26 protein-coding genes are annotated in these 26,254 nt (G+C 65.4%); 8 read left to right on the top strand and 18 right to left on the bottom strand.

The window, feature by feature from the left end; all coding sequences use genetic code 11:
• Positions 1-53 precede the first annotated feature (53 nt).
• Both queA and ACVDHE_RS12980 read right to left on the bottom strand, forming a co-directional pair.
• Entirely contained in the window at positions 54-1,079 is a 1,026-nt protein-coding gene (gene queA, locus ACVDHE_RS12985) for a tRNA preQ1(34) S-adenosylmethionine ribosyltransferase-isomerase QueA (protein WP_458884801.1), read from the bottom strand.
• A gap of 12 nt (positions 1,080-1,091) precedes the next feature.
• Entirely contained in the window at positions 1,092-2,468 is a 1,377-nt protein-coding gene (locus ACVDHE_RS12980) for a SpoIID/LytB domain-containing protein (RefSeq protein WP_458884800.1), read from the bottom strand.
• A 198-nt stretch (positions 2,469-2,666) separates the two neighbouring features.
• Here ACVDHE_RS12980 and asd point away from each other — a divergent pair, with 198 nt between their 5' ends.
• Both asd and dapA read left to right on the top strand, forming a co-directional pair.
• The gene (asd, locus tag ACVDHE_RS12975) at positions 2,667-3,752 is read left to right on the top strand and encodes an aspartate-semialdehyde dehydrogenase (RefSeq protein WP_458884799.1); all 1,086 of its coding nucleotides are present in this window, start codon (positions 2,667-2,669) and stop codon (positions 3,750-3,752) included.
• 177 nt (positions 3,753-3,929) lie between these two features.
• Positions 3,930-4,829 carry a 4-hydroxy-tetrahydrodipicolinate synthase gene (gene dapA, locus ACVDHE_RS12970; protein ID WP_458884798.1) on the top strand — a complete coding sequence of 300 codons (900 nt, stop codon included), beginning with the start codon at positions 3,930-3,932 and terminating at the stop codon, positions 4,827-4,829.
• 94 nt (positions 4,830-4,923) lie between these two features.
• Here the strand turns inward: dapA and ACVDHE_RS12965 are convergent, their stop codons facing one another.
• The 6 genes from ACVDHE_RS12965 to ACVDHE_RS12940 form a co-directional block, all read right to left on the bottom strand.
• The gene (locus ACVDHE_RS12965) at positions 4,924-5,445 is read right to left on the bottom strand and encodes an RNA polymerase sigma factor (RefSeq protein ID WP_213038415.1); all 522 of its coding nucleotides are present in this window, start codon (positions 5,443-5,445) and stop codon (positions 4,924-4,926) included.
• A 27-nt stretch (positions 5,446-5,472) separates the two neighbouring features.
• Positions 5,473-5,838, bottom strand: a complete 366-nt coding sequence (locus ACVDHE_RS12960; RefSeq protein ID WP_458884797.1) for a hypothetical protein — start codon at positions 5,836-5,838, stop codon at positions 5,473-5,475.
• 82 nt (positions 5,839-5,920) lie between these two features.
• The gene (locus ACVDHE_RS12955; RefSeq protein WP_458884796.1) at positions 5,921-7,546 is read right to left on the bottom strand and encodes an ABC-F family ATP-binding cassette domain-containing protein; all 1,626 of its coding nucleotides are present in this window, start codon (positions 7,544-7,546) and stop codon (positions 5,921-5,923) included.
• A gap of 93 nt (positions 7,547-7,639) precedes the next feature.
• Positions 7,640-8,872 carry a tyrosine--tRNA ligase gene (tyrS, locus tag ACVDHE_RS12950; RefSeq protein WP_458884795.1) on the bottom strand — a complete coding sequence of 411 codons (1,233 nt, stop codon included), beginning with the start codon at positions 8,870-8,872 and terminating at the stop codon, positions 7,640-7,642.
• A gap of 419 nt (positions 8,873-9,291) precedes the next feature.
• Positions 9,292-11,928: a valine--tRNA ligase gene (locus tag ACVDHE_RS12945; RefSeq protein ID WP_458884794.1), complete on the bottom strand. Its 2,637-nt coding sequence runs from the start codon at positions 11,926-11,928 to the stop codon at positions 9,292-9,294.
• A 47-nt stretch (positions 11,929-11,975) separates the two neighbouring features.
• Positions 11,976-12,503: a hypothetical protein gene (locus ACVDHE_RS12940; protein ID WP_458884793.1), complete on the bottom strand. Its 528-nt coding sequence runs from the start codon at positions 12,501-12,503 to the stop codon at positions 11,976-11,978.
• A 427-nt stretch (positions 12,504-12,930) separates the two neighbouring features.
• Between ACVDHE_RS12940 and ACVDHE_RS12935 the strand changes: the two genes are divergently transcribed.
• Genes ACVDHE_RS12935 through ACVDHE_RS12925 form a run of 3 tightly spaced genes read left to right on the top strand, consistent with a single transcriptional unit; the run spans position 12,931 to position 13,995 of the window.
• Complete coding sequence (locus ACVDHE_RS12935; protein WP_325226932.1) at positions 12,931-13,137, top strand: helix-turn-helix transcriptional regulator; 207 nt, start codon at positions 12,931-12,933, stop codon at positions 13,135-13,137.
• Positions 13,134-13,553, top strand: coding sequence for a hypothetical protein (locus ACVDHE_RS12930; protein ID WP_458884792.1), 420 nt, complete (start codon positions 13,134-13,136; stop codon positions 13,551-13,553). The genes ACVDHE_RS12935 and ACVDHE_RS12930 overlap by 4 nt, the downstream gene beginning before the upstream one ends.
• A 13-nt stretch (positions 13,554-13,566) precedes the next feature.
• A complete protein-coding gene (locus ACVDHE_RS12925) occupies positions 13,567-13,995 on the top strand; it encodes a hypothetical protein (protein ID WP_213038407.1) in 429 nt (142 codons plus the stop codon).
• Positions 13,996-14,825: 830 nt separating this feature from the next.
• Here the strand turns inward: ACVDHE_RS12925 and ACVDHE_RS12920 are convergent.
• Positions 14,826-15,662 carry a hypothetical protein gene (locus ACVDHE_RS12920; RefSeq protein WP_325226935.1) on the bottom strand — a complete coding sequence of 279 codons (837 nt, stop codon included), beginning with the start codon at positions 15,660-15,662 and terminating at the stop codon, positions 14,826-14,828.
• Positions 15,663-15,790: 128 nt separating this feature from the next.
• Positions 15,791-16,876, bottom strand: coding sequence for a DUF3048 domain-containing protein (locus ACVDHE_RS12915; protein WP_458884791.1), 1,086 nt, complete (start codon positions 16,874-16,876; stop codon positions 15,791-15,793).
• A gap of 160 nt (positions 16,877-17,036) precedes the next feature.
• Between ACVDHE_RS12915 and ACVDHE_RS12910 the strand changes: the two genes are divergently transcribed.
• Genes ACVDHE_RS12910 through ACVDHE_RS12900 form a run of 3 tightly spaced genes read left to right on the top strand, consistent with a single transcriptional unit; the run spans position 17,037 to position 18,157 of the window.
• Positions 17,037-17,585 (top strand): DUF4364 family protein, encoded by a 549-nt coding sequence (locus tag ACVDHE_RS12910; RefSeq protein WP_458884790.1) that lies wholly within the window; start codon positions 17,037-17,039, stop codon positions 17,583-17,585.
• Positions 17,586-17,644: 59 nt separating this feature from the next.
• A complete protein-coding gene (locus ACVDHE_RS12905) occupies positions 17,645-17,881 on the top strand; it encodes a hypothetical protein (protein WP_458884789.1) in 237 nt (78 codons plus the stop codon).
• Positions 17,882-17,890: 9 nt separating this feature from the next.
• Entirely contained in the window at positions 17,891-18,157 is a 267-nt protein-coding gene (locus ACVDHE_RS12900; protein WP_458884788.1) for a hypothetical protein, read from the top strand.
• A gap of 59 nt (positions 18,158-18,216) precedes the next feature.
• Here ACVDHE_RS12900 and ACVDHE_RS12895 read toward each other — a convergent pair whose 3' ends face one another.
• From ACVDHE_RS12895 to rapZ, 8 genes are all read right to left on the bottom strand, one after another.
• On the bottom strand, positions 18,217-21,702 hold the full coding sequence (locus tag ACVDHE_RS12895) for a DNA polymerase III subunit alpha (RefSeq protein ID WP_458884787.1): 3,486 nt from the start codon (positions 21,700-21,702) through the stop codon (positions 18,217-18,219).
• A gap of 39 nt (positions 21,703-21,741) precedes the next feature.
• Positions 21,742-22,017: a hypothetical protein gene (locus ACVDHE_RS12890; protein WP_458884786.1), complete on the bottom strand. Its 276-nt coding sequence runs from the start codon at positions 22,015-22,017 to the stop codon at positions 21,742-21,744.
• Between the two features lie 7 nt (positions 22,018-22,024).
• Positions 22,025-22,315: a hypothetical protein gene (locus tag ACVDHE_RS12885; RefSeq protein ID WP_213038364.1), complete on the bottom strand. Its 291-nt coding sequence runs from the start codon at positions 22,313-22,315 to the stop codon at positions 22,025-22,027.
• Positions 22,299-22,799, bottom strand: a complete 501-nt coding sequence (locus ACVDHE_RS12880; RefSeq protein ID WP_458884785.1) for a hypothetical protein — start codon at positions 22,797-22,799, stop codon at positions 22,299-22,301. Before ACVDHE_RS12880 ends, ACVDHE_RS12885 begins: the two co-directional genes overlap by 17 nt.
• A 70-nt stretch (positions 22,800-22,869) precedes the next feature.
• Positions 22,870-23,319, bottom strand: coding sequence for a C-GCAxxG-C-C family protein (locus tag ACVDHE_RS12875; RefSeq protein ID WP_458884784.1), 450 nt, complete (start codon positions 23,317-23,319; stop codon positions 22,870-22,872).
• A gap of 46 nt (positions 23,320-23,365) precedes the next feature.
• Positions 23,366-24,259 carry a DNA-binding protein WhiA gene (gene whiA / locus ACVDHE_RS12870; protein ID WP_213038361.1) on the bottom strand — a complete coding sequence of 298 codons (894 nt, stop codon included), beginning with the start codon at positions 24,257-24,259 and terminating at the stop codon, positions 23,366-23,368.
• Between the two features lie 22 nt (positions 24,260-24,281).
• The gene (locus ACVDHE_RS12865) at positions 24,282-25,352 is read right to left on the bottom strand and encodes a gluconeogenesis factor YvcK family protein (protein WP_213038360.1); all 1,071 of its coding nucleotides are present in this window, start codon (positions 25,350-25,352) and stop codon (positions 24,282-24,284) included.
• A gap of 13 nt (positions 25,353-25,365) precedes the next feature.
• Positions 25,366-26,226 (bottom strand): RNase adapter RapZ, encoded by an 861-nt coding sequence (gene rapZ / locus ACVDHE_RS12860; protein WP_213038359.1) that lies wholly within the window; start codon positions 26,224-26,226, stop codon positions 25,366-25,368.
• Between the last annotated feature and the right edge of the window lie 28 nt (positions 26,227-26,254).

Here is a 26,254-nt window from a genome sequence, read left to right as displayed (position 1 = left end):
CTTTTCACAGGAAAACGCCCCCGGCGGCAGCCGGGGGCGCGCGGAGGGCTTTTTCAGCTGAGGAACATGGCGTCGCCGAAGGAGAAAAACCGGTACCGTTCCCGGACCGCCTCGGCATAGGCGGCCAGGACGTGCTCCCGCCCGGCGAAGGCGGACACCAGCATGATGAGGGTGGACTCCGGCAGGTGGAAGTTGGTCACCAGGCCGTCCATCACCTTGAACTTGTAGCCGGGGTAGATATAGATATCCGTCCAGCCGGACCGGGGCTCCATGTGGCCGTCCTCCGCCGCCCAGGACTCCAGGGTCCGGCAGGAGGTGGTGCCCACGCAGATGCACCGGCCGCCGCCGGCACGGGTGCGGTTGATGAGGTCCGCCGTCTCCTGGGAGATGGTGCAGAACTCGCTGTGCATGGGGTGGTCCTCGATGTTGTCCTCCTTCACGGGCCGGAAGGTGCCCAGGCCCACGTGGAGCGTCACATAGCCGATGCCCACGCCCTTGGCGGCGATGGTCTCCAGCAGCTCCGGCGTGAAGTGGAGCCCCGCCGTGGGGGCGGCGGCGCTGCCCAGGACCTTGGAGTAGACGGTCTGGTAGCGCTCCTGGTCCTGGAGCTCCTCCTTGATATAGGGCGGCAGAGGCATCTTGCCCAGTTTTTCCAGGGTCTCCAGGAAGATGCCCTCGTAGTCGAAGCGCACCAGGCGGTTGCCGCCCTCCAGCACGTCCACGATCTCCGCCGTCAGGGCCCCCTCGCCGAAGGTCAGGCGGGTGCCCGGGCGCAGCTTCTTCCCCGGGCGGACCAGGCACTCCCACACCTTGTCCCCCCTGTCGGTCAGCAGCAGCACCTCGCAGGCGCCGCCGCCGGGCAGCCGGGAGCCCAGCAGCCGGGCGGGCAGCACCCGGGAGTTGTTCAGGATCAGGCAGTCGCCGGGGTTGAGGAAGTCCGGCAGGTCATAGAAATGGTGGTGCCCCACCGCGCCGGTCCGCCGGTCCAATGTCATGAGCCGGGAGGCGTCCCGCTTCTCGATGGGGGTCTGGGCGATCAGCTCCTGGGGCAGGTCGTAGTAAAAATCATGGGTCTGCATCTTCGGGTCTCCTTATCCGATGGTCACACCGGTGTAATAGAAATTGAGGATATCCACATAGGTATATCCCAGCTCCGCCATGGCCTTGGCGCCGTACTGGCTCATGCCCACATTGTGCCCGTTTCCGGTGCCGGTGATCACGAACTGGCTGCCGCCGGAGGAACCGGAGGCGCCGGAGGCGCTCAGCGTCACGGTGCCGGAGGAGGTGACGGCGCTGTGGGTCCCCTCCTGCAGGGAGGAGAGCGTCCCCTTGCCGGAGATCACCGAGGCGCCGGTGAGGCTCTGGAGCGAGGAGGAGCCGTTGACGGAGAAGCCTCCGCCGCCGGAGCCGCCGGAGATGGTGAACCGGAGGCTGGCCACGTTCTTATTCAGCGTGGTGCTGTAAAAGGCGTTGGAGCACGCCTGGCCGGTGACGGTCAGGCTCTTGCCGGTGTCGTCCACAAAGACCACCTTGGTGACGTTGCCCAGGGCAGACCGCTCCGCCACGTACACGTCCACCACGTTGCCGATGGAGTAGCCGCTGTTCTGGAGGACCCAGGTCAGCTCCGTCGGGGTATATGTAACGGTGTAGTTGTAGTTGGGGATGGTGGTCTGGGCCTCATAGGGGTCCGTCTTGCCCTTGAGGTAGGGCGTGTCCCCGCCCCAGACCTTGGCGCCGTCCTCCGTGGCGCCGCCGTCGGAGGAGTGGTACACCGCCTCGATCAGCTGTCCGTTGTACCGGATGCACTGCCCGGCGGTCTCGTTCACCGCCTGGTCGCTGAGGGGCGTGGAGGTGGAAACGCCGTTGTAGACCTGGCAGTCGATGGTGGCGCAGACGTCAAAGCCGTAAGAGGCGTGCTTGGTGCTGCGGCAGGCGAAGGTCCGGGCGCAGACCGCCTGGGCCTTCAGCGCCTCCAGGGGCCAGTTGCCGTTCATCTCGTGGGGGATGACGCCCTTGACATAGTCCTCCAGCCCCACCACGTTGACCACCTGGAGCCCGCCGTTGGAGCAGGTGTACTCAAACCCGCCCCGGTAGCGGTAGCCCTTGAACCAGGTGATGGGGTCTCCCCCCGGGTCCTGGGGCATGACGCCCAGGGTGCTGTCCACGCAGGAGTAGACCACCTGGCTGGTGCCGGTCACCGTCACGGTGATGCCGCCCCAGACGTCGGGGGTCATGGTGATGGTGGTCACGTCGGTGTACCCCATGGGCACGAACTGGCGGCTGCCGTCGAAATAGCCGAAGGCGTAGCCGCTGCCCTGGGCGTTCTCCAGGTTGGCGGACTCCATCACCGACGAGCCGTACCGCAGCCCCACCTTCACCGTGTTGTTCGTCACGGCGGCCGAGGCGGTCACAGCGCTCAGGGTAAAAAATGTCACAACGAGCATCACAGTCGCAAGCAGTTTTTTCATGAATCCTCCCCAATATCCGCGGCCTTGACTGGGGCGGAAAAGTATGCTAATATACATACAAATGTCCGTCCCACAAGTACAGGCCATGGTCGTTCCCAATGGAACCCATTATAGTACAAACCGGCGACACATTCAACCAAAAATCGACGGGGGCCGGTTCCGGCCCCCGCCGCAACATCGCAGCAGGAGGAAACGCATATGAAAGAGTACAAAGTGGGCATTATCGGCGCCACCGGCATGGTGGGCCAGCGGTTCATCACCCTCATGGAGAACCACCCCTGGTTCCGTCTGACCGCCCTGGCGGCCAGCGCCCGCAGCGCCGGCAAGCCCTATGCCGAGGCCGTGGCCGGCCGCTGGGCCCTGGATGTCCCCATGCCGGAGGAGGCCAAGAGCATCGTGGTTCTGGACGCCGAGGCCGACGCGGAAAAGCTGGCCTCCATGGTGGACTTCTGCTTCTGCGCCGTGGATATGAAGAAGGAGGAGATCCGGGCCCTGGAGGAGAAGTACGCCAAGCTGGAGTGCCCCATCGTCTCCAACAACTCCGCCCACCGCTGGACCGACGACGTGCCCATGGTGGTGCCGGAGATCAACGCCGACCACATCGCCGTTATCGAGTCCCAGCGCAAGCGCCTGGGGACCAAGCGGGGCTTCATCGCCGTCAAGTCCAACTGCTCCCTCCAGAGCTACGTCCCCGCCCTGCACCCGCTGAAGAAGTACGGCCTGGAGAAGGCGCTGGTGTGCACCTATCAGGCCATCTCCGGCGCCGGCAAGACCTTTGAGCGCTGGCCCGAGATGGTGGACAACTGCATCCCCTTCATCGGCGGCGAGGAGGAGAAGAGCGAGACCGAGCCCCTGAAGCTCTGGGGCCGCATCGAGGACGGCAAGATCGTCAAGGCCGCCAGCCCCGCCATCACCGCCCAGTGCTTCCGGGTGGCCTGCCAGGACGGCCACATGGCCGCCGTGTTCATGAAGTTCGCCGACGGCTGCAAGCCCACCATGGAGCAGATCAAGGCCGACTGGGCCGCCTTCCGGGGCCCCGCCCAGGAGCTGGACCTGCCCTCCGCTCCCAAGCAGTTCCTCCACTACTTTGAGGAGGAGAACCGGCCCCAGACCCGTCTGGACCGGAACCTGGAGCACGGCATGGCCGTGTCCATCGGCCGCCTGCGGCCCGACAGCCAGTACGACTACAAGTTCGTGTGCCTGAGCCACAACACCCTCCGGGGCGCGGCCGGCGGCGCGGTGCTCCTGGCGGAGCTGCTGTGCGCCAAGGGCTACATGGACTGATCGGTTTCCTGTACACAGTGACGAAGGAGCCGGGCGCCCAAAAGGCGCCCGGCTTTTCCGTCGGGACAAGGCAGCATGTTTTGCATGGTTTTCGGCACAAATTCGGATTATCCCGCATAGAATGATCCTATACAATGGAGACAACATCCGGGCGGACTTGTATAGGAGGTACAGATCATGCGCAAACCCCTGTTTACCGGCTCCGGCGTGGCCATCGTCACGCCCTTCACCAATGAGACCGTGAATTTTGCCGCACTGGGCCGTCTGCTGGACTTCCAGCTCCAAAACGGCACCGACGCCGTCATCGTCTGCGGCACCACCGGCGAGGCCACCACCATGAGCTACCACGAGCGGATGCGGACCATCGAGTTCTGCGTGGAGCGCGTGGACGGCCGGGTGCCGGTGATCGCGGGCAGCGGCTCCAACGCCACGGAGACCGCCGTCACCCTCTCCCGGGACGCGGAGCGGGCCGGGGCCGACGGGCTGCTGGTGGTGACGCCCTACTACAACAAGGCCAGCCAGAAGGGCCTGATCCGCCACTACACCGCCATCGCCGACGCGGTGGACCGGCCCGTCATCCTCTACGACGTGCCCTCCCGCACCGGCGTCACCATCGCGCCGGAGACCTACGCGGAGCTCTCCAAGCACCCCAACATCAACGGCGTCAAGGAGGCTGGGGGCAATTTCAGCAATATCCAGAAAACCCGGAACCTCTGTCCCGCGGACTTCTCCATCTGGTCCGGCAACGACGACGAGACGGCGGCCATCTGCATGCTGGGCGGACGGGGCGTCATCTCCGTGGTGGCCAACGTGCTGCCGGCCCAGATGCACCGCCTGACGGAGCTGTGCCTCGCCAACGACTACGCCGCCGCCGGGAAATTGCAGCTGGAGCTGAAGGACTTCTGCGACGCCATGTTCTGCGACGTGAACCCCATCCCGGTCAAGACCGCCCTGAACCTCATGGGCTGGGAGGCCGGGCCTCTGCGGCTGCCCCTGTGCGAGCCCGACGAGGCCGTCACCGCCCGCATCCGCCGGGCGCTGGAGCGGTACGGGCTGCTGGAGGCCGAAGCCGTCTGAAGCGCCTCCTCTCCGAAAGAAGCCGCCCGGTGGTCCGGGCGGCTTTGTCATGGGGCGGCCGCCCTTTCGCCGCGGCCCGAGGAGGCGTCAGCCGTCACAGGGCGTCCTCCCCCTCCTCCAGCGCCTGCGTCAGGCGCTTTTTGGCCCGGCGGATCACCTGGGACACCGCCTCCGGCGTGGTGGAGAGAAATCCGGCGATCTCCCGGTGGGAATAGCCGTTGCAGTATTTCAGCAGCAGCGCCTCCCGGTATCGGGGCGGAAGGTCCGCCAGGGCGGCCGCCAGTGCGCTGTCCGGCAGCGGCGCGGAGCGGCATGCCAGCGCCACCTCGTCCAGTTCCACCTGGGGATGACGGCGGCGGCTGCGCCACAGGTCGATGGCCTTTCGCTCCGCCACGGTCACCGCCAGGCTCTGCATCCGGGGGCCGGGGCCGTCGGGCAGGCGCCCGGCCTGCTCCGCCAGCTTCACGAAGGACTGATGCACCGCATCCTCCGCGTCCTGGCGGTTTTTCAGGATCTGATAGGCCACACGGTACATCAGCCCCCGGTATGTGAGATACATCTCCTGGAACCGGGCCCGCTCCGACGGTGTCTCAATGGCCTGCAAATAGATCAGCAATGATCTCCCTCCCCTGTCTGTTTGCTCTTATAAACGCTCCGGCGGGGCCAAACTGGACACCTGCCGAAAGATTTTTTCTCTCAGGCCGTTCCCAAGCAAAGAGGCGCCGCCCGGATCCAGGTAGATTCCCGGGATCCGGGCGGCGCCTCCGACCGTGAGAAACCGCCGCGGGGAAAACCGCTCAGCCGCCGTCTCCCCCGCGGTCCGCACCTGGAACCGCCCGTTGGGAGAGCAGGTCTCCCCCTCCGCTTCCGCCAGCGGCAGCGCATCCAGGTACGCCTGATACGCCGCCTCCGCCGCCCGTTCCTCCGCCTGCCGGGACGCCGCATATCCAATGGCCCCCGCCGTCACCGCCGCCAGCAGGACCACCCCCAGGATCCGCCCTCTCTCCATAAAAACACCGCCCCCATACCGAGTATACGCTCAGTATAGGGGCGGTGTAACGTTATGTCAACTACAATTCGGTGACAAGTTTTCAGCCCTTGAGCCGGGCAAGCATCTCCTCCCGGGCGCCGGCGATATACTCGTCGTAGGTGCACATCTTGTCGATCAGCTTGCCGTCCACCAGCTCCATGATCCGGTTGGCCACGGTCTGAACGAACTCATGGTCGTGGCTGGCGAAGAGCACCACGCCCTTGAAGTCGATGAGGCCGTTGTTGACGGCGGTGATGGACTCCAGGTCCAGGTGGTTGGTGGGCTGGTCCAAAATCAGCACGTTGGAGCCGAAGAGCATCATGCGGGAGAGCATGCACCGGACCTTCTCGCCGCCGGAGAGGACCTTGACCGGCTTGAACACGTCGTCGCCGGAGAAGAGCATCCGGCCCAGGAAGGACCGCTTGAAGGACTCGGTCCCCTCCTCGGCGTTGTCGGCGGTGTACTGGCCCAGCCAGTCCACCAGATTGAGGTCGCAGCCGTTGAAGAAGGCGGAGTTGTCCAGGGGGAAGTAGCTGGTGGTGATGGTGGTGCCCCACTTGAAGGTGCCCTCGTCCGGCTCCAGCTCCTCCATGAGGATCTTGAAGAGGGTGGTCTTGGCGATCTCGTCCTCCCCCACGAAGGCGATCTTGTCCCCCTTGTTCACCCGGAAGGACACGTTGTCCAGCACCTTCCGGCCGTCCAAGGTCTTGGAAAGACCCTCCACGCTGAGGATCTCCTTGCCCGGCTCCCGGTCCATCTTGAAGCCCACGAAGGGATAGCGCCGGGAGGAGGCGGGCATCTCCTCCACCGTCAGCTTGTCCAGGAGCTTTCTCCGGGCCGTGGCCTGCTTGGACTTGGACTTGTTGGCGGAGAAGCGGGAGATGAACTCCTGGAGCTCCTTGATCTTGTCCTCCTTCTTCCGGTTCTGGTCCTTGATCATCCGCTGCATCAGCTGGCTGGACTGGTACCAGAACTCGTAGTTGCCCACGTACATCCGGATCCCGCCGTAGTCCACGTCCACGATGCTGGTGCAGACGGTGTTGAGGAAGTGGCGGTCGTGGCTGACCACGATGATGAGGCTCTCGCAGTCCATGATGAAGTCCTCCAGCCACTCGATGGCCTGGATGTCCAGGTGGTTGGTGGGCTCGTCCAGGAGGATGATGTCCGGCTTTCCGAAGAGGGCCTGGGCCAGCAGGACCTTCACCTTCTCCTTGGCGGTAAGAGAACTCATCTCGCTGTACAAAATGTCATTGGAGAGGCCCAGGCCCTGGATCAGGCGGCTCACGTCGCTCTCGGCCTCCCAGCCGCCCATCTCGGCAAACTCCGCCTCCAGCTCGCTGGCCCGGACGCCGTCGGCGTCGGAGAAGTCCTCCTTCTCATACAGGGCGTCCTTCTCCTTCATCACGTCGTAGAGGTGCTGGTTGCCCAGGATGACGGTGTCCAGCACGGTGTAGGCGTCGTACTGGAAGTGGTCCTGCTTGAGGACGCTCATCCGGTCCTCCTTGGAGATCACCACCTCGCCGGTGGTTGGCTCCAGGTCCCCGGAGAGGATGCGCAGGAAGGTGGTCTTGCCGGCGCCGTTGGCGCCGATGATGCCGTAGCAGTTGCCGGGGACGAATTTCAGGTCCACGTGCTTGAACAGGGTCTGCCCGGAGAAGTTCAGGGAGACGTCGTTGACTGTGATCATGGCGGTTCCTTTCTGGTCGAAACGTGAATTTCACAAAACGCCAGAACAGGCGCGGCGCCGTGGGCGCCGCGTCTGTCCCGTCGTTGGATGCGTTTATTCGGACAGCAGGGCCTTGTGGTAGACCTTCTTGCCCTTCCTGATGACGGCGCCCTCGCCGCAGCAGTCCTTGCAGGAGAACTTGGCCTCGATATCGGCCACCTTCTGCCCGCACACGGACACGCCGCCCTGCTGGACCAGCCGCCGGGCCTCGCCCTTGGAGGCGGCCAGGCCGCACTTGACCAGCAGCGTCAGAATGTCGATCTCGCCCTCGGCGGTGAAGTCCGCCCGGCAGAGCTTGGTGCAGGGCATGTCGGCGGAGTCGCCGCTGCCGCCGAACAGGGCCCGGGCGGCGGCCTGGGCCTTCTCGGCCTCGGCCTCGCCGTGGACCAGCTTCGTCAGCTCGTAGGCCAGGATCTCCTTGGCGGTGTTGAGCTGGGCGCCCTCCCAGGTGTCCATCTCGTCCACCTGCTCCAGCGGCAGGAAGGTCAGCATCCGGATGCACTTGAGCACGTCCGCGTCGCCCACGTTGCGCCAGTACTGGTAGAAGTCGAAGGGAGAGGTCTTGTTGGGGTCCAGCCACACGGCGCCGGAGGCGGTCTTGCCCATCTTCTTGCCCTCGGAGTTCAAAAGCAGGGTGATGGTCATGGCGTAGGCGTCCTTGCCCAGCTTGCGGCGGATCAGCTCCGTGCCGCCCAGCATGTTGCTCCACTGGTCGTCGCCGCCGAACTGCATGTTGCAGCCCAGGGTCTGGAACATGTGGTAGAAGTCATAGGACTGCATGATCATATAGTTGAACTCCAGGAAGGAAAGGCCCTTCTCCATGCGCTGCTTGTAGCACTCGGCCCGCAGCATGTTGTTGACGGAGAAGCAGGCGCCCACCTCGCGGAGCAGGTCGATATAGTTCAGCTTCAGCAGCCAGTCGGCGTTGTTGACCATCATGGCCTTGCCCTCGCCGAACTCGATGAACCGCTCCATCTGCTTTTTGAAGCACTCGCAGTTGTGCGCTATGGTCTCCGGCGTCATCATGGAGCGCATATCGGTGCGGCCGGAGGGGTCGCCGATATAGCCGGTGCCGCCGCCGATCAGGGCGATGGGCCGGTTGCCGGCCATCTGCAGCCGCTTCATCAGGCACAGAGCCATAAAGTGGCCCACGTGCAGGGAGTCGGCGGTGGGGTCGAAGCCGATATAGAACACGGCCTTGCCGTTGTTCACCAGCTCCCGGATCTCGTTTTCGTCGGTGACCTGGGCGATCAGGCCCCGGGCCTTCAGTTCCTCGTAGATCTGCATAGTCGTATCTCTCCTGTTCAAAGGTTTTTTCGGAACAGAATCAAAACCCTCTGTCCCGTGTTTGGGACAGAGGGCGAATGGTCGTTCGCGGTACCACCTCTGCTTCGCCGCCCTCTCGCGAGGACAGCCTCACGCCGTGCCAGCACACGGCCGCGCGGTAACGGGCGCTCCCGGAGCACGCCTACTGGGCCCATGGGCCGTTGGGGTGCCAGCTCCAAGGTGTATTCGCCGCCGTCCGCTCTCCCCTTTTCACCGTGCCAGGGGCTCTCTATGCAGCATCGTGGCGGGTACTCCTCCTCTTCCTCGCTGTATACGGGCAGGATTATACCGGATTTGCGCCGGAATGTCAAGAGCGCCGCGGAAACGCCCGGCGGGAGATGGGCTCTCCCGCCGGGCGGTCATGGGAAAGGGACTTCGCCTCAGCCCTCCATGGCCTTGGCGGACTCCTCCAGCTTCGCGATCAGCTCCCGGAACTTGGCGGCCTTCTCCCGCTCCACGTTGACCACGGCCTCGGGGGCACGGGAGACGAACTTCTCGTTGGAGAGCTTCTGCTCCACGATCCGCAGGCCGTTGCAGGCCTTCTCCAGCTCCTTGGCGATGCGCTCCCGCTCCGCCGCCAGATCCACCAGCTCGCTCAGGGGCAGGTAGGCGGTGGCGTTGTGGGTGACCACGGTGACAAAGCCGCTGACGTCCGCCGGGGCGGCGTCGGCAAAGGTCACGGCGCTGGCGTAGGCCAGGCGCTCGATGAAGTGCAGGCCCTGGCGGTAGATCTCCGGCGTGGCGGTGACCAGCAGCACCTCGGCCTTCTTGGAGGGGGCCACGTTCATCTCGGCCCGGCGGGTGCGGATGGCCTTGATGGTGTCCATGACGGCCTCCAGGCTGGCCTCCTCCTCCGGGAAGCGCAGGTCCTCCCGGTACTTGGGCCAGGCGGAGGTCATCAGGTAGTCGCCCTCGTGGGGCAGGGCCTGGAAGATCTCCTCGGTGATGAAGGGCATGAAGGGGTGCAGCAGCTTCAGAAGCTCCGTCAGCACGTAGCAAAGGACGTTCTGGGCCGTGAGCTTGGCCTGCTCGTCGGTGCCGTTCAGGCGGGTCTTGGTCAGCTCGATATACCAGTCGCAGTAGGTGTCCCACAGGAAGTCGTAGACCTTGGCGGAGGCCACGCCGATCTCGTAGGCGTCCAGGTTCTCGGTGACCTCCTTGACCAGGGTGTTGAGCTTGGAGAGGACCCACTTGTCCTCCGGGGCCAGGGCCGCGGCGTCCGGCAGGGCGCAGGTGTCGATGGTGAGGTTCATCATCACGAACCGGCTGGCGTTCCAGATCTTGTTGGCGAAGTTGCGCATGGCCTCGCACTTTTCGGTGTAGAACCGGGTGTCGTTGCCCGGGGAGTTGCCGGTGATGAGGTTGAAGCGCAGGGCGTCGGCGCCGTACTTCTCCGCCATCTCCAGCGGGTCGATGCCGTTGCCCAGGGACTTGGACATCTTGCGGCCCTTGTCGTCCCGGACCAGGCCGTGGATCAGCACGGTGTGGAAGGGGATCTTGTGCATCTGCTCGCAGCCGGAGAAGATCATCCGGGCCACCCAGAAGAAGATGATGTCGTAGCCGGTGACCATGACGGAGGTGGGATAGTAGAAGTCCAGATCCGCGGTCTTTTCCGGCCAGCCCATGGTGGAGAAGGGCCACAGGGCGCTGGAGAACCAGGTGTCCAGCACGTCCGGGTCCCGGGTCAGATGGGTGGAGCCGCACTTCTGGCAGACAGTGGGGTCCTTCCGGTCCACGTTGATGTGGCCGCAGTCGTCGCAGTACCAGGCGGGGATCTGATGGCCCCACCACAGCTGACGGGAGATGCACCAGTCGTGGACGTTCTCCATCCAGTTGATATAGGTCTTGGAGAACCGCTCGGGGACGAACTTCACCTCGCCCTCCCGGACGACCCGCAGCGCCTCCTCGGCCAGGGGCGCCATCTTCACGAACCACTGGGCGGAGATCAGGGGCTCCACGTCGTTGTGGCAGCGGTAGCAGGTGCCCACGTTGTGGTTGTAGGGCTCGGTCTTGATGAGGTAGCCCTGCTCCTCCAGGTCCTTGACGATCTGCTTGCGGCACTCGTAGCGGTCCATCCCGTTGTAGGGCCCGCCGTTTTCGTTGATCTTGCCGTCGTCGCCGATGCAGCGGATGGTCTCCAGGTTGTGGCGCAGGCCCACCTCGAAGTCGTTGGGGTCGTGGGCGGGGGTCATCTTCACGGCGCCGGTGCCGAAGCCCAGCTCCACGTACTCGTCGGCTACAATGGGGATCTCCCGGTTCATGATGGGCAGGATGCAGGTCTTGCCCACCAGGTGCTTGAACCGCTCGTCCTCCGGGTTCACGGCCACGCCCGTATCGCCCATCATGGTCTCGGGCCGGGTGGTGGCGATGACCAGATCGCCGGAGCCGTCGGTCAGGGGATAGCGGATATACCACAGGTGGCCGGGCTTGTCCACATACTCCACCTCGGCGTCAGAGAGGGCGGTGGTGCAGTGGGGGCACCAGTTGATGATGCGGCTGCCCTTGTAGATCAGGCCCTTGTCGTACAGCTCGCAGAAGGTCTCCCGGACGGCCTTGGCGCAGGTGTCGTCCATGGTGAAGCGGGAGCGGGACCAGTCGCAGGACACGCCCATCTTCTTCTGCTGGGCCACGATCCGGTCGCCGTACTGCTCCTTCCACTTCCACACCCGCTGGAGGAACTTCTCCCGGCCCAGGTCATAGCGGGTCAGGCCCTCCTTGGTGCGCAGCTCCTCCTCCACCTTGATCTGGGTGGCGATGCCGGCGTGGTCCACGCCGGGCAGCCACAGCGTGGAGTAGCCCTGCATCCGCTTGAAGCGGGTCAGGATGTCCTGGAGGGTGCAGTCCAGGGCGTGGCCCATGTGCAGCTGGCCGGTGACGTTGGGGGGCGGCATGACGATGGAGAAGGGCTCCTTCTTGGGGTCCGGGTCGCCGTTGAAGCAGCCCGCCTTCTCCCACATCTCGTAGATGCGCCCCTCCACCTGTTGGGGCTCATACACCTTTGGCAGTTCTTTTCTCATGAGTCGATCCTCCTATGCTCTTGGACCTGGGGTCCTGATTCGTGAAGTTAGATGGATACAAAATTAAGGCCCGTCTTTTCCCGGAAAAAGTCCGGGAAGGCCTCTGGATCTCCCTGGGTGAAACAGTCTTTGGGCAGCGACTGGTACCGGGTGGTCTCGCCCTCCAGGCCCACTACGTAGCTCCCCCGGCAGAGCAGCAGATGGCTGAAGCTCTCATAGGGGACCGTGGTCACGATGCCGTGGACCGTCTTGCGCATGCCGTCGCCATCAAAGGTGATGCACACCGGATGGCAACTTTTGAGGTCCTTCTTCAACATGTTATCCGCCATGCGGACAGCCATGCGGGGGAGACCGGCTCCCAGGAGCAGCAGCAGTATCCCCATCACCACCGGGGCCAGGGCCAGGACGTCCAGGGAGACCAGGAGGCACAGGACCCCCACCAGCAATGACAGCACCCCCAGCACCAGGAGGAAGACGCGCCAGGCCCGGAGCAGGCGGAATTTTCCCAGCTTTATCTGGAAAAAAGTGACCGCGCCTATGACCGGCGTCTCTGCAGGGATCTGTATCTCGAACAACGCGCTCCCTCCTCCCTCCAAACAAAAACGCCCCGGGCCTCTTCGGCCCAGGGCGAACAAATGTCCGCGGTACCACCTGGATTCGTGCCATGCACGCGCTCAGCGGGCGCTGCCGCGCCCCTCCCCGGTAACGGTGGGATGCCGCCGCAGCCTACTCCTCCTTCGGCTCCGGTGCTCCGGGACGACTTCCCCGGCGGCCTCACGGGCGCTTCCACCATCCGCGCTCTCTCTCGGCTTCCGCCCTCCGGGTACTGCTTCCCATCTCCGCAGTTCAATATACCGCTCTAGTATATCCTTCCCCGCCGGGATTGTCAAGCCTCCTCCCTTTCGCCGGATAAATGGAAAGTGCGCTTGACATTTTTCCGCTGCTGTGGTACGCTGATGATGGAAAGCAAACTTTCCATTTCACGAAGAGAGGGGGCGCGCCATGAAAAACCGGCTGGAGCAGCTGCGAAAGGCGCGGGGCCTGCGGCAGGAGGAGCTGGCGGAGGCCCTGGAGGTCTCCCGGCAGACCATCGGCTCGTTGGAAAACGGGCGGTACAACCCCTCCATCCTGCTGGCCTTCAAGCTTGCCCGGTACTTTGACTGCGCCATTGAGGACATTTTCATCTACGAGGAGGATGAGGGATCATGAAGCGGACCACCCTTGCGTATTGCCTGGTAATGGTGTTGGGCGTGGCCTTGGTGGCCGTGGGCCTGCTGGATATCCGGGCCCAGTTCCTGCCCACGGCCGTGTCCGAGATCCTGGCCCCTCTGGCGGGCGGCGCCATCGGCCTGGGCATCGCGGGCCTGATCGGACAGAGCATGATCCAGTCGGACCCGGTGCTGCAGCAGCGGGAGAAGGCGCGCAATGACGAGCGCAACACCGCCATCCGCTACCGGGCGGAGGCCTGGGCGGGCAACGTCACCACGGTGCTGCTGGCTCTGGGGAGCGCCGTGTCCAGCTACCTGGACGTGCCGGAACGGATCACCTGGACGCTGCTGGGCATCGCCGCTTTCAACGTGCTGCTGACCGGGGTATTCACCCTGTGGCTGCGGCGGAGAATGTGAGGAGGATCGGACCATGAACAAGAAACGCACGCTGTACCGGACGCTGCTGATCCTGGGCCTGGGGCTGCTGGCGGCAGCGCTGGCATTGACGGCCCTGCTGGGCGACGCTCTGCCCGACACGGCGGGCGGGGCCATGGTGGGCGTCAGTTCGGGCCTTGCCGCCATGGGCCTTGCCAACCTCTTGATGCTGCGGCAGGCGGAGAAGGACCCCCGGCTGGCCCGTCAGACGGAGATCGAGGAGAAGGACGAGCGCAACACCGCCATCCGCCGCCGGGCCAAAGCCGTCTCCGGCGAGGTCCTCCAGTGGACGGTGCTGGGAGCGGCGTGGCTGTCCATCGCCCTGGGGGCTCCGCTGTGGGTGACGCTCACAGCGGTGGGGGTGTTCGCAGGCAAGTCCGTGCTGGAGTGGTGCCTCATGGTCCGCTACCAGGGGCAGATGTAAGGGGACGGGCGGACCCGGCCGGGAGGCGCCCCTCCGGGGAGGCCGGGAGGTCTCCCGGCGGATTCCGCCCCCATTTTCTTTTCGAGGCATCGAAAAGAAAACGGCCGCGGCCGGTCAAAGGAAAAGATGCTGAGACGAAAGGACGGCCCGAATGGGCCGTTCTTTCGTATGACGGGGGTCGTGCGAATCGGCGTGGTGAGGGGCGGCTGCACCGTCGGCCCTGCGCCGGACATTGGCGCTGGAAGAGCCTGGTCCCCGCACAACGTCCGCGGGTGGATGGACGGGGTGGCAGACGAATCGACCAGCGCCGATTTCCGCTGCCGCTCCCCCGGCGTTCGACGAAAGTCAGCACCACGGGCGGATCCTCCATCGGCCTCTACATCTCCAAACCAGGAAAGCAGGCGGTTCCTCCATCCGCCCCTACCCCCCCAATGGGAGGCCTGCATCAACCGCCGGGGCAGCGCGTAACGCGCGGAGATCGGAGCAGGGGCAAATCCGACAACCACCCCGATCACCCGCCGCACCGTCTATGCGGCTCCAAGGTCTTTCGACTGCCGGGGTCCGGCGCAGGGACGACGGGGCCATCGATGCCTGCCGGACCGATTCGCACGACCCCCGTTACACGAAGATGCGGCCCGGATGGGCCGCATCTTCGTCAAAAGCGTCTTTTCTTTTGGACCGGCGCAGCGTTAAGAAAACTTGCCGGGGGCAAGTTTTTAGCGCAGCCCCGGCCGAACTTATTTCGGCCGGGGGGAACCACGCTGGTGCTGAAAATGGGGTGCATTCTCCGGGGACCTCGCACCCTCAGGAGGGGCCGCCCCCGCAGGGCCTCACTTGTGGCAGCAGCAGCCCTTGGCCTCCTCGTAGCACTCCGGCGCCTTGACGGTGTTGGGCGGGAAGAACTCGCCCACCGGGAAATTGATGGTGCGGAACAGGGCGCAGGGATCCTCGCAGCCGTCGCCGCAGGCGCACTCCTTGTCGGGCATGCAGTAGTCGTACACCGGCACCAGCAGCTGGGTGTCCCGCTCCAGCCGGACGATGGAGAACTGGCCCAGGGTGACATAGACCCGGCGGCAGTCGTCGCCGCTGGAGAGCTCCCCGGCGAAGCACTCGTTGATGAAGCTGGGCACCTCGCACAGGTCGCAGTCGCACTCCCGGCGGCCGCAGCAGTCCACGATCCGGGCGTCCAGGACGATGGGGTCCACGGCCTCCACCACGGCGATGGGGGCGTTGGCCTGGCGGGTCAGCTGGACGTCGCACTCCCCCGCCCGCATCTGGGAGGAGAAGATCTTGGCGCTGCCCTCGCTGCCGAAGAGAATGGCCCGCTTGTCGAACACGCACAGGCCCTCTACAGTGACGGGGCAGGAGCAGTTCAGATAGGCCTGGAGGGTCACCTGGTAGAAAAACCGCATATCCACGGTGTAGAAGCCCCGGTTGAAGCTGACGGGCTCGGTGTCCACGTAGACGTACAGCAGCTTGGCGCTGCCGGCCTTGACGGACTGGGCGCGGTTGAGAGCCTCCACGCAGGACAGCTTCGGGTAGAAGCGCAGATCCTCGATGCAATCCTTATCACGGCAGGAATCGAAGATCTTCCTGGTATGGATGCAAACCGCCTCACGGATGCCGCAGGGTTCCCCCACGGGACCGGGCATGACTTTCTCGGGCATTGCAATACCTCCTAAAATAAGTAGCTGGATGAAAGAGTGAGCTCTTTCAATCCAGTGTATGCGCCGCCCGCCGATGGGTGCAGACGGCGGAGCGCCGGACTGGCGCTCCGCCGGAAGTTTCGCCGGTCTCAGCTGACCGTGAGGGTGCTGTCCCGGGGATTGATGATGCAGATGTAGCTCCTGCCCCGGCCCAGCGCCAGGGGCGTGCCGTCCTCCAGGGTGTAGACGAAGGGGCTGTACCGGTCCGCCCGGCTCCAGCGGATGGGCACGGACCTTCCGCCGCAGAAGAAGGTGCCCTCCCCCTCCCCGGTGAGCTTGGCGGTCATGCGGCCCGCCGAGTCCCCGGCGTTGACATAGATGGAGGTCTCCAGCACCAGCACGTTGACGGCGCTGACCTGGGCGCCGCCGGTCCCGTCGGTGTAGGGTCCGCCGTACTGGCCCGCCAGATACGTGCCGGAAGCAGCGTCGTAGTCGAAGGTGCCGGTCTTGTAATAGGAGAATTTCAGGGAGATGTGCTCCGCCGCCGTGCCGCCGGCGGGGGTGCCGTCCTCCGTGAAGGTCAGTCCCTCTTCATATCCCGCCTCGTGCTGCCTGCGGAAGTGGTCCTCCGCCAGATACGCCAGGATCTTCTCCCCGGAGGTCACCATGCTGTGCTCATAGCCCATGGTCCTGCGCCGGTCCTGGTCCCGCCAGAAGATATCGGCGTCGGACCCGCCGTTGACCCCGTCCATGTTGTCCACGCCCCAGGCGGAGATGTCCCGGTAGGCCTCCGGACTGCCGCCGGCGTGGACCAGCAGGGCGTCGTGGGCCAGGGCCAGCTCCAGGTAGTAAGGCCGGGTGGACCGGACGCTGCCCAGGGTCTCCACCCCCTCCAGGCTCTGGTACAGGGCCAGCATCCGGGTGATGCCGCCCTCGGCGGGGACCTCATAGATGATATCCGCCTGGGAGATACCCAGCTGGGGCTGGGCGGCCTTCAGGTTGTTGAACATCACCGCCACCGGCCGGTCGGCCTCGTAAATCTCCTCCATGGGCTCCCCTGTCAGGGGGTTGGTCCCGGCGGGGACGCAGGGCGCAGGCTCCGGCTGAGGCTGCGGCAGTTCCTCCTCCGCTTCCTCCGGGATCTCCTCCGGCTCCTTCGCCGCCTCCCCGCCGCAGGCCGTCAGGCCCGCCAGCAGCAGCGCCGCCAGCAGCGCGCACAGCATCCGTCTGCCCATGCTCCCGCCCCTTTCTCTGTGATGTGAACCTCATGATACCCTGCCCCGGGCCGCCCCGTCAAGACAGAATTCGACAGGCGCGATTTTCGCTCTGTACGGCGGCGGGATTTTGGGGTATAATGGATTTGAATCATCATCCATTTGGAAAGGAGGTGCCGCCGTGGCCGGCAGAGGCTTTATCCGCGACAAGCTGGAGATCAAGTTCCTCATCCTCTACATCACCGCCCGGGTCATCGAGCCCATTCCCTTTGACACGGTGCTGGATCTGACGCTGTGCGACGACGCCATCGACTACTTCGACTTCTCCGAGTGTCTGGCGGATCTGGTGAAAACGGAGCACCTGACGCTGTCGGAGGAGGGGCTCTACGCCATCACCGAAAAGGGCCTGCGCAACAGCCGCATCTGCGAGTCCAGCCTGCCCTACTCCGTGCGGCTGCGGTGCGACAGGAACCTGGCCGCCTGCAACCGCAAGCTCCGGCGCAAGAGCCAGGTGAAGGCCTCCGTCACCCAGCGTCCCAACGGCACCTACACCGCCGCCTTCTCCCTGGAGGACGACATGGGCAGCGTCATGGACCTGAAGCTGGCCATTCCCCGGGAGGATATGGCGAACATGCTGGCGGAGCGGTTCCGCAAGAGCCCGGAGCGGCTGTACAGCGAGATCATGCGGGTGCTGATGTCCTCGGACCCGGAGGAGGACAAGGACCAGTGACGCCCGGAGGGGTCCCGCACATTTATGAATACGCGGTCTGATCGAAAGGAGCGTACGGTATGTTCCCCACGATCCTCGCAGCCCTCATCGGCGCCCTGGCGGGGGCGTTCCTCCGCTTCGACATCCGGAAGGACCCGCGCGCCTGGCTCCTGACGGCGGCGCTGGCGGCCGTCGCCCTGGCGCTGTTTTGGCTCATGCCACCGGGACAGGAGTTCTTCGGCTTCTGGGCCTTTTTGTTCGCCGCCGCGGCGGCGGGGGCCCTGCTCTGCGGCGCGGGGCTGCGGCTGCACAGATAAGGAGGACCTATGGGCATCATTCTCTGGAACTGGACCTGTCTCCTGGCCCTTCCCCTGCTGGCGGGCATCCTGGTGCGCGCGCTGCTGCGGAAGAAGCGGCGGGCCTGGATCTTCACCGCCGGCGCGGCGGTGCTGGCCGTGGCCCTGGTGCTGTGGGCACGGACCAACCCCATCCCCGGAAACGAGGGCCCCGCCCTCCGGGCTCTCCAGGCGATCTTTGTGACCGTCGGTGCCGGACTGACCGGCCTGATCCTCCGGCTGAACCTCCGCGACTGAGACGGAAAAGCGCCCCGTGTCCACTGGACACGGGGCGCTTTTTTATCGGTTTCCGGCGGTCACTTGACCACCACGTTGTCCGCGCCCAGGGTCTCCCGGGCCTCCTCCACCAGGGCGCGGTGCAGCAGGACGCTGGCGGCGTAGACCTTCCGGGTGTCCGCCATGACCATCCGCACCGGCGTGGTGCCGGGGAACATATTGAACACCAGCTTCATATGCCGCACCGCCGGGCTGTCGATGCTGGGGAATTTCAGATAGAGGGTCTGCCCCTCCAGCAGCTTCTCCCCCTTCGGCGCGGGAGGCGGCGGCGTGCCGCCCTTCACGGTGGAGAGCGGGTACACGCTGTCCGCCATGACCTGGGGGGCCTTCTCGTCCCGGACGGAGAGGCGCCCCTTCACCACCACCGCCTGGTTCTCCTTCAGGTAGGCGCCGCAGGCGTCCAGCACCCGGGCAAAGCAGAGCAGCTCCATGGAGGCGGTGTCGTCCTCCACGGTGACGTAGGCCATGAGGGAGTTGTTCTTCGTGGTCTTGGTCTTGCTGGCGGTGACGACGCCGCAGAGGGTGATCCGCTGGTCGTCGGCAAAGCGGGTGGGTCCCCCCTCCTGGGCGAAGTCCTCCAGAATGGAGGCCATGGTGGGGGCCCGCAGGGCCTTCACCTCCTGGCGGTACTGGTCCATGGGGTGGCCGGAGAGGTACAGCCCCGTGGTGGCCTTCTCCATGGTCATGAGCTCCTGGGGGGTGAACTCCGGGATATCCGGCAGGGGGATCTCCTTTACAGGCGCTGCGTCCTGCTGTCCCATCGCCATGGAGAAGAAGTCCAGCTGCCCCTCCAGGTTCTGGCGGAGGCTGTCGGCCACGGCGTCCATGATGGACTCGTACACCTGGATCAGCTGGGACCGGCGGGCGCCGGTGGAGTCGAAGGCGCCGGAGCGGATCAGGTTCTCCACCGCCCGCTTGTTGATGTCTCCCCCGCCCATGCGCTCGCAGAAGTCCTGGAGGGACCGGAAGGGCGCCTTTTTCCGCTCCTCCATCACCGAGAGGATGAACCCCCTGCCGATGTTCTTGATGGCGACCAATCCGAAGCGGATGCCCCCCTCCTCCACGGTGAAGCGGTCGGCGGAGCGGTTGATGTCCGGCGGCAGCAGGGCGATGCCGCACTCCCGGCACTCGTTGATGTAGCCGGCCACCTTATCGGAGTTGTCCAGCACGCTGGTCAGCAGCGCCGCCATGTACTCCCGGGTGTGGTGGCACTTGAACCAGGCGGTCTGGTAGGCCACCACGGCGTAGGAGACGGCGTGGGCCTTGTTGAAGGCGTAGTTGGCGAAGTCGTAGATGTCCTGGTAGATGGCCTGGGCGGTGGCCTCCGGGATGCCGTTTGCCACGCAGCCGGTGATGTTCCGCGACCGGTCCCCGTGGAGGAAGGCCTCCCGCTCCCGCTCGATGTCCTTGGCCTTCTTCTTGCTCATGGCCCGGCGCACCATGTCCGCCTGGCCCAGGGAGTACCCCGCCAGCTGCTGGAAGATCTGGATGACCTGCTCCTGGTAGACGATGCAGCCGTAAGTGACGGACAAAATCGGCTCCAGGGATGGGTGCAGGTACTTGATCTTGCTGGGGTCCTGGGAGCAGGCGATGAAGCGGGGGATGGAGTCCATGGGTCCCGGGCGGTACAGGGCGATGATGGCGGTGATGTCCTCGATGCTGCGGGGCTTGAGGCCCACGCACACGCCGGTCATGCCGGCGGACTCCACCTGGAACACGCCGCTGGTCTTTCCCGCGGAGAGCATGGCGAAGGTCTCCGCATCGTCCTCGGGGATGTCCTCCAGCCGGAAGTCCGGCTGGCGCTCCTGGACCATCTTCACCGCGTCGTCCAGCACCGTCAGGTTCCGCAGGCCCAGAAAGTCCATTTTGAGAAGGCCCAGTTCCTCCAGGGTGGTCATGACGTACTGGCAGACCACGGCGTCGTCGTTTTTCGCCAGGGGCACGTACTCGTACACCGGCCGCCGGGTGATGACCACGCCGGCGGCGTGGGTGGAGGCGTGGCGGGGCATCCCTTCCAGGGCCTTGGCGGTGTCGATGAGCTTTTTCACCCGCTCGTCGGTGTCGTACAGCTCCCGCAGGGGCTTACTGAGGCGCAGGGCGTCCTCCAGGGTGATGTGCAGGGCGCCCGGCACCTGCTTGGCGATCTGGTCCACCTCGGCGTAGGGCATGTTCATGACCCGGCCCACGTCCCGGATGACGCCCCTGGCGGCCATGGTGCCGAAGGTGACGATCTGGGCCACGCGGTCGTCGCCGTACTTGCGGCGGACGTAGTCCACCACCTCGCCCCGGCGAGTGTCGCCGAAGTCCATGTCGATATCCGGCATACTGACCCGCTCCGGGTTCAAAAACCGCTCGAAGTAGAGGCTGTATTTCACCGGGTCGATGTCGGTGATGTGGAGGCAGTAGCTGACCATGCTGCCCGCGGCGCTGCCGCGGCCAGGGCCCACGGGGATCCCGGCGCCCTTGGCGTAGCGGACGAAGTCGGAGACGATGAGGAAGTAGTCGGTGAAGCCCATCTTCTCGATCATGTTCTGTTCATAGGTCAGCTGCTGGCGGTGGCTGTCGTCGTCGCCGTAGCGCTCCCGGTAGCCCTCGTCGCAGAGCTTTTTGAGATAGGTGAAGCTGTCGTAGCCCGGGGGCAGCTGGAACTCCGGCAGGTGGTACTTGCCGAAGGTAAATTCCAGGTTGCACATCTCCGCGACCTTCACGGTATTGTCCAGCGCCCCTTCAAAGCCGTCGAAGAGGGCCCGCATCTCCTCCTCGCTGCGCAGGTAGAAGTTCCGCGGCTCGTAGCGCATCCGGTTCTCGTCGTCGATGGTCTTGCCGGTCTGGATGCACAGCAGCACGTCGTGGGCCTCGGCGTCCTCTTTTCGCAGGTAGTGAGCGTCGTTGGTGCAGACCATGGGGATGCCGGTCTCCTGGTGGATGCGCAAAATTCCCTGGTTCACCTGCCGCTGCTCCGGGATGCCGTGGTCCTGGAGCTCCAGGTAGAACCGTTCCGGTCCGAACAGCTCCGCCATCTCCAGGGCGTAGTTTTTGGCGCTCGCATACTCGCCGTTGCGCAGCCGCCGGGGGATCTCTCCGGCGAGACACGCGGAAAGGGCGATGAGACCGCCGCTGTGCTGCCGCAGCAGCCCCTGGTCGATCCGGGGCTTGATGTAAAAGCCCTCGGTCCACCCGGCGGAGACCAGGTAGGAGAGGTTTCGGTAGCCCTCCTCGTTCTCGCACAGCAGCACCAGATGGCGGCTCTCGGCGTCGAACTCGTGGACCTTGTCGAACCGGGACCGGCCCTGGGGCGTCACGTAGACCTCGCAGCCGATGATGGGCTTGACCCCCGCCGCCTTGCAGGCGCGGTAGAAGTCGATGGCGCCGTACATGACGCCGTGGTCCGTGATGGCGCAGGCGGTCTGCCCCATGTCTTTGACGACCTGGGGCAGGTCCTTGATGCGGCAGGCGCCGTCCAGGAGGCTGAACTCCGTATGCACATGGAGATGGACAAAGGACATGGGCGGTCTCCTTTCCGATAGTTGCGCTGCGGCAGCAGGTCACTTCACCTCTGACCCGCAGCGGGGACAGAACCTGGGCAGCTGGCCGGGCAGGCGCATGCCCCGGCAGAGATTGGCTCCGCAGACCGGGCAGCGCACCCATAGGGAGGCCAGCGAGGCCAGGAGGATGGCACCCAGGGCGAGACCCAGCAGGGCCATGGCCAAATGCTCCCAGCAGCAGGCGGCGGCCCAGGCCGGTACCAGCAGTCCCAGGCCGCTGTAAAACACGATCCGGATGGCCCGCATCCGGCGGTGGTTCATGGAATGTCTGTTCACAGGCACCTCACAGCTTTTCTCCGCAGCCGGGGCAGTGGGGAGGCAGGCTCAGGGGCAGACGGCCTCCCAGCATCAGGGACGCCCCACAGTGGGGACAGCGCACCTTCCAGGCGGCCAGGATCAGCCCGGCGATCAGCAGCACCGCCCCGCCGGCCATCAGCAGAGCCGCCAGCGCCCGGGGCGCCGTGCTCACGCACAGCACCAGACCGCCGGCCATCACCAGCAAAAAGCCGCTGAAAAACAGAATATGGGACATCTTCAGCGCCTGACGGCAGTCCCATTCATCCCCCTTTTTCATGGCAGTCCCCTCCTTTTTCAAAGGTCCGGGGAGCAGGGCCGCTCCCCGCTCCGCCGCCCAGCAGGTCCTCCCCGACCCACCGCAGCAAACGCCGGTCCCGGCCCCAGGCGGTGAACATTCGGGGGACCAGCAGCAAAAAGACGGTCATGGCCGCCGGGACCCACCAGGGGGTCATCCGGCCGGTCCGAAGCGAAGCCACGCACGTCAGCGCCGGCGGCGCCAGCGCATCCAGAGCCAGCGACCACAGGGGTGGCGCAAAGACTCCGGTCACGCGGCAGCCCTCCCCCTCCGGCCGCACCCACAGCCGCAGGGGCAGCTGGCCCCGCACCCGGAATACCGGCAGCTCCGGACACAGCCACAGCCGGTATCCGCCCCGGACCGCCTTCCAGTGAAGGCGCCAGTCCGGCCCGAAGGACCGGGCCCGGGTCCGGATCCGGGCCTGGAACTGCTCCGGCGCCAGGGCGGTATGCCACACATGGAGCACAGGACCGCCTCCGGTCCGTATCTCACTCCGGTCCCTCACACCTGCGCCTCCCCCTCCGGTACGGCTTGACTCAGCCCTGCTCCTCCGCCAGCATCTGCTCCACGATCTCCACAGCGGTGACGACCATGTTGTCGCAGTGGGCGGTGACGCCCAGCCGCTGCGCGGCGGGGTTCTTGTCCGTGACGCCGGGGCGGGCCTTCAGCAGCTCGCCGCAGCGGGTCAGGCCGAACACCTCCTCGAACCGGCGGCGGAACTCCTTGGTCTTGGCATAGACGGCCACCTTCCCCGCCCTGTCGGCCCCGTCGGTGTGGGGGTGCAGCAGGCTCAGCACCAGCACGCCGCCGCTGACGGCGCCGCACACCTCCGCGTGGCTGCCGCCCACGCCGCCGCCGAAGCCGCCGGTGGCGGCCATCAGCTGCTCCGGGGCCAGACCCGTCAGATCCGCGAAGGCGCCCGCCACGGACTGGGCGCAGTTGTATCCCTGCTTGTGGTATTCATAGGCTTTTGCACAGCGGTCCATATAAAAATTCTCCTCCTTCTATCTGTTATGTATTTTTACTTTACAGTCATTCCGCCAGCTGCATGATCTTCCGCAGGCGGTGGCTGAGGCAGGACTTGGTCACCGGCGGGTCAAAGGTCTCCGCCAGCTCGGAGAGGCTCAGCTCCGGGTGGGCCTCCCGCAGGGCCGCCGTGGCCTTCAGCTTCTCCGGCAGGGTCTCCATCTGCCCGGAGGCGCGCAGGCGGCGGATGGCCTCCAGCTGCTCCTGGGCCGCCAGCACCGCCTTGTCCAGGTTGGCGCTGTCGCAGTTGAGCCGGCGGTTGACGCTGTTCCGGAGGTCCTTCTCCATCTTGGCGGTCATGACGTTCATGGCCGCCACCGGCGCCCCGATCAGGGTGAGAAAATCCTCGATCTGGTCGCTCTGCTTGAAGTAAGTGACGAAGCTGCCGTTGCGTCTGACGCTCTTGGGCGGGTAGCCGCTCTCCCGCAGCAGCACGTCCAGCTCCCGGCTGGCCTGCTGGTGGGAGGTAGTCAGCTCCAGGTGGTAGCGCTTCATGGGGTCGGTGATGCTGCCCCCGGCGAAAAACACCCCCCGCAGGAAGGAGGCCTTGCAGCACTCCTCCTCCAGCAGGGCGAAGTTGATGTGGAGCACCAGGTTCTGCCGCAGGTCGTAGCCCAGCATGTCGGTGATCCGCTCCAGCTTCCGCCGCTCCGTGATCTGGAACACCATCTTCCCCGGCGCCCCCGGCTCCGGCTGGCGGTCAAAGCGGATGCTGAAGGCCCGGTGAAAGAGCTTTGGCAGGCGGGCGGCAAAGTTGGGGTTCTCGGTGACGATGCGCACCTCCGATGCGCTGAAGGTGTTGCAGTAGAGCAGGATGCCGTAGGCCTCCGCCCTGGCGCAGCAGAGCTTCTGCACCGGCAGGCGGCACAGCTCGTTTTTGGCGTCGAAGGAAAAGGACATGGCGTCGCTCCTTTCGTAGTGTTCAGCGGCGGCTCCGCCCCTCCACGTGGGAGGCGCTGCGGCGGAAGTCGTAGCGGTCCCCGGCGATGCGGACGCTGCGCTCGGCGTGGAGCAAAATCAGCTCCCGGGCCAGGTGGTCCGGATGGTGGCGGACGAAGCCCTGTTCCACGGTGGCGATGGGCCGGTCCACCACCTCCACGCCCAGGGCGGCGCACGCCTCCCGGTCGCCGTACAGGGGCGCGGCTCCCTCCTGAGCGTACCGGGCGGCCACGTCTCTGGGGATGGGGGAGGAATTGGTCAGGCACAGGTCAAAAAGGCCCGGCGCCGAGTGGGCGAAGAGGGCCGCGATGTGGTCGGAGACGGTGTACCCCTCCGTCTCCCCCTCCTGGGTCATGACGTTGCAGACGTAGATCTTCAGCGCGTTGGAGGCCTGGATGGCCTCGGGGATGCCGTCCACCAGGAGGTTGGGGATGATGCTGGTGTAGAGGCTCCCGGGCCCCAGTACGATCATGTCCGCCTCCCGGATGGCCGTCAGCGCCTCCGGCAGGGCCTTGGGATGCTCCGGCAGCAGCCGCACCTGGCGGATGCGGCAGTCCTCCTTCTTCTTGCAGTAGAAGATTTTAGACTCCCCCACCACGCTGGCGCCGTTTTCGAACTCCGCCTCCAGCCGCACGTCGGCGGTGGTCACCGGCAGCACCCGGCCGGTGATGGCCAGGACCTCGCTCATGCGGCTGACCGCCGCGTCAAAGGTGGGCGAGATGCCGTTGAGGGCTGCGAGAAAGAGGTTTCCGAAGCTCTGGCCCGCCAGAGACCCCTCGGTGAAGCGGTAGCTGAGCAGCTCCCGCATGACCGGCTCGGTGTTGGCCAGGGCCTCCATGCAGTTGCGGATGTCGCCGGGCGGCGGCATCCCCAGGTCCTGGCGCAGCCTGCCGGAGCCGCCGCCGTCGTCGGCCACCGTCACCACGGCGGCCAGGTTCTCCGTGTACTGCTTCAATCCCCGCAGCATATTGGCCAGGCCGTGGCCGCCGCCGATGACGGCGATCCGGGGTCCGTGGGACCTGGGCAGGCGGTACGGGGCCGGTTGGTATTCCATGGGCACCTCTCTCTCAGCTGCTGCGGGACATGTCCCGGTGGTTTTCCGTCACAGAATAGCCCTGCTGGCGGATGAAGTCCGTCAGGGCGTGGGTCACCGCCACGGAGCGGTGGTGGCCGCCGGTGCAGCCCACGGCGATGGTCAGGGAGGTCTTGCCCTCCTCGGCGTACAGAGGCAAGGTGAAGGAGAGCAGGTCCTCCAGCTTCTTCATGAAGTCCCGGGTCTGCTGGAAGCTGAACACATAGTCCGCCACCGCCTTGTCCAGCCCGGTCTTGGGACGCAGGTCCTGAATGTAGAAGGGGTTTGGCATGAACCGCACGTCCAGCACCAGGTCCGCCTCCAGGGGCAGGCCGTACTTGAAGCCGAAGGAGGTAACGTTGACGGTCATGGCGCCCCGCTCCTCCCCCTGGCCGAACAGCCGCAGCAGCTCGCCCCGCAGCTGGGCGGTGGAGGTGCGGGAGGTGTCGATCACATAGTCCGCCCGCTCCTTCACCGGCTGCATCATCTCCCGCTCCCGGCGGACCGCCTCCTCCAGAGAGTCCGTCTCCCCCCGCAGGGGATGGCGGCGGCGGGTCTCCTTGTAGCGCTTGATGATGGTCTCCGGCGCCGCCTCCAGGAACAGCATCCGGCAAAGGCCCATGGATTTGAGCTTATCCAGCACGTCGAACAGCTCCGTGAAGGAGCTGGCGGTGCGCACGTCGTACACCAGGGCCACCCGGTCGTACCGGCCGCTGACCCCGGCGCAGAACTCCGCAAATTTCAAAATCATGGCGGCGGGCATATTGTCCACGATGTAAAAGCCCATGTCCTCCAGGAAGGAGGCCGCCTTGCTCTTTCCCCCGCCGGAGAGGCCGGAGATGATAAGGATTTCCACAGTATCCACCTCCTGATGGTTCGCCGGA

The organism is Dysosmobacter sp. Phy (assembly GCF_054476235.1).
This window is presented reverse-complemented; position numbering and strand designations above follow the sequence as displayed.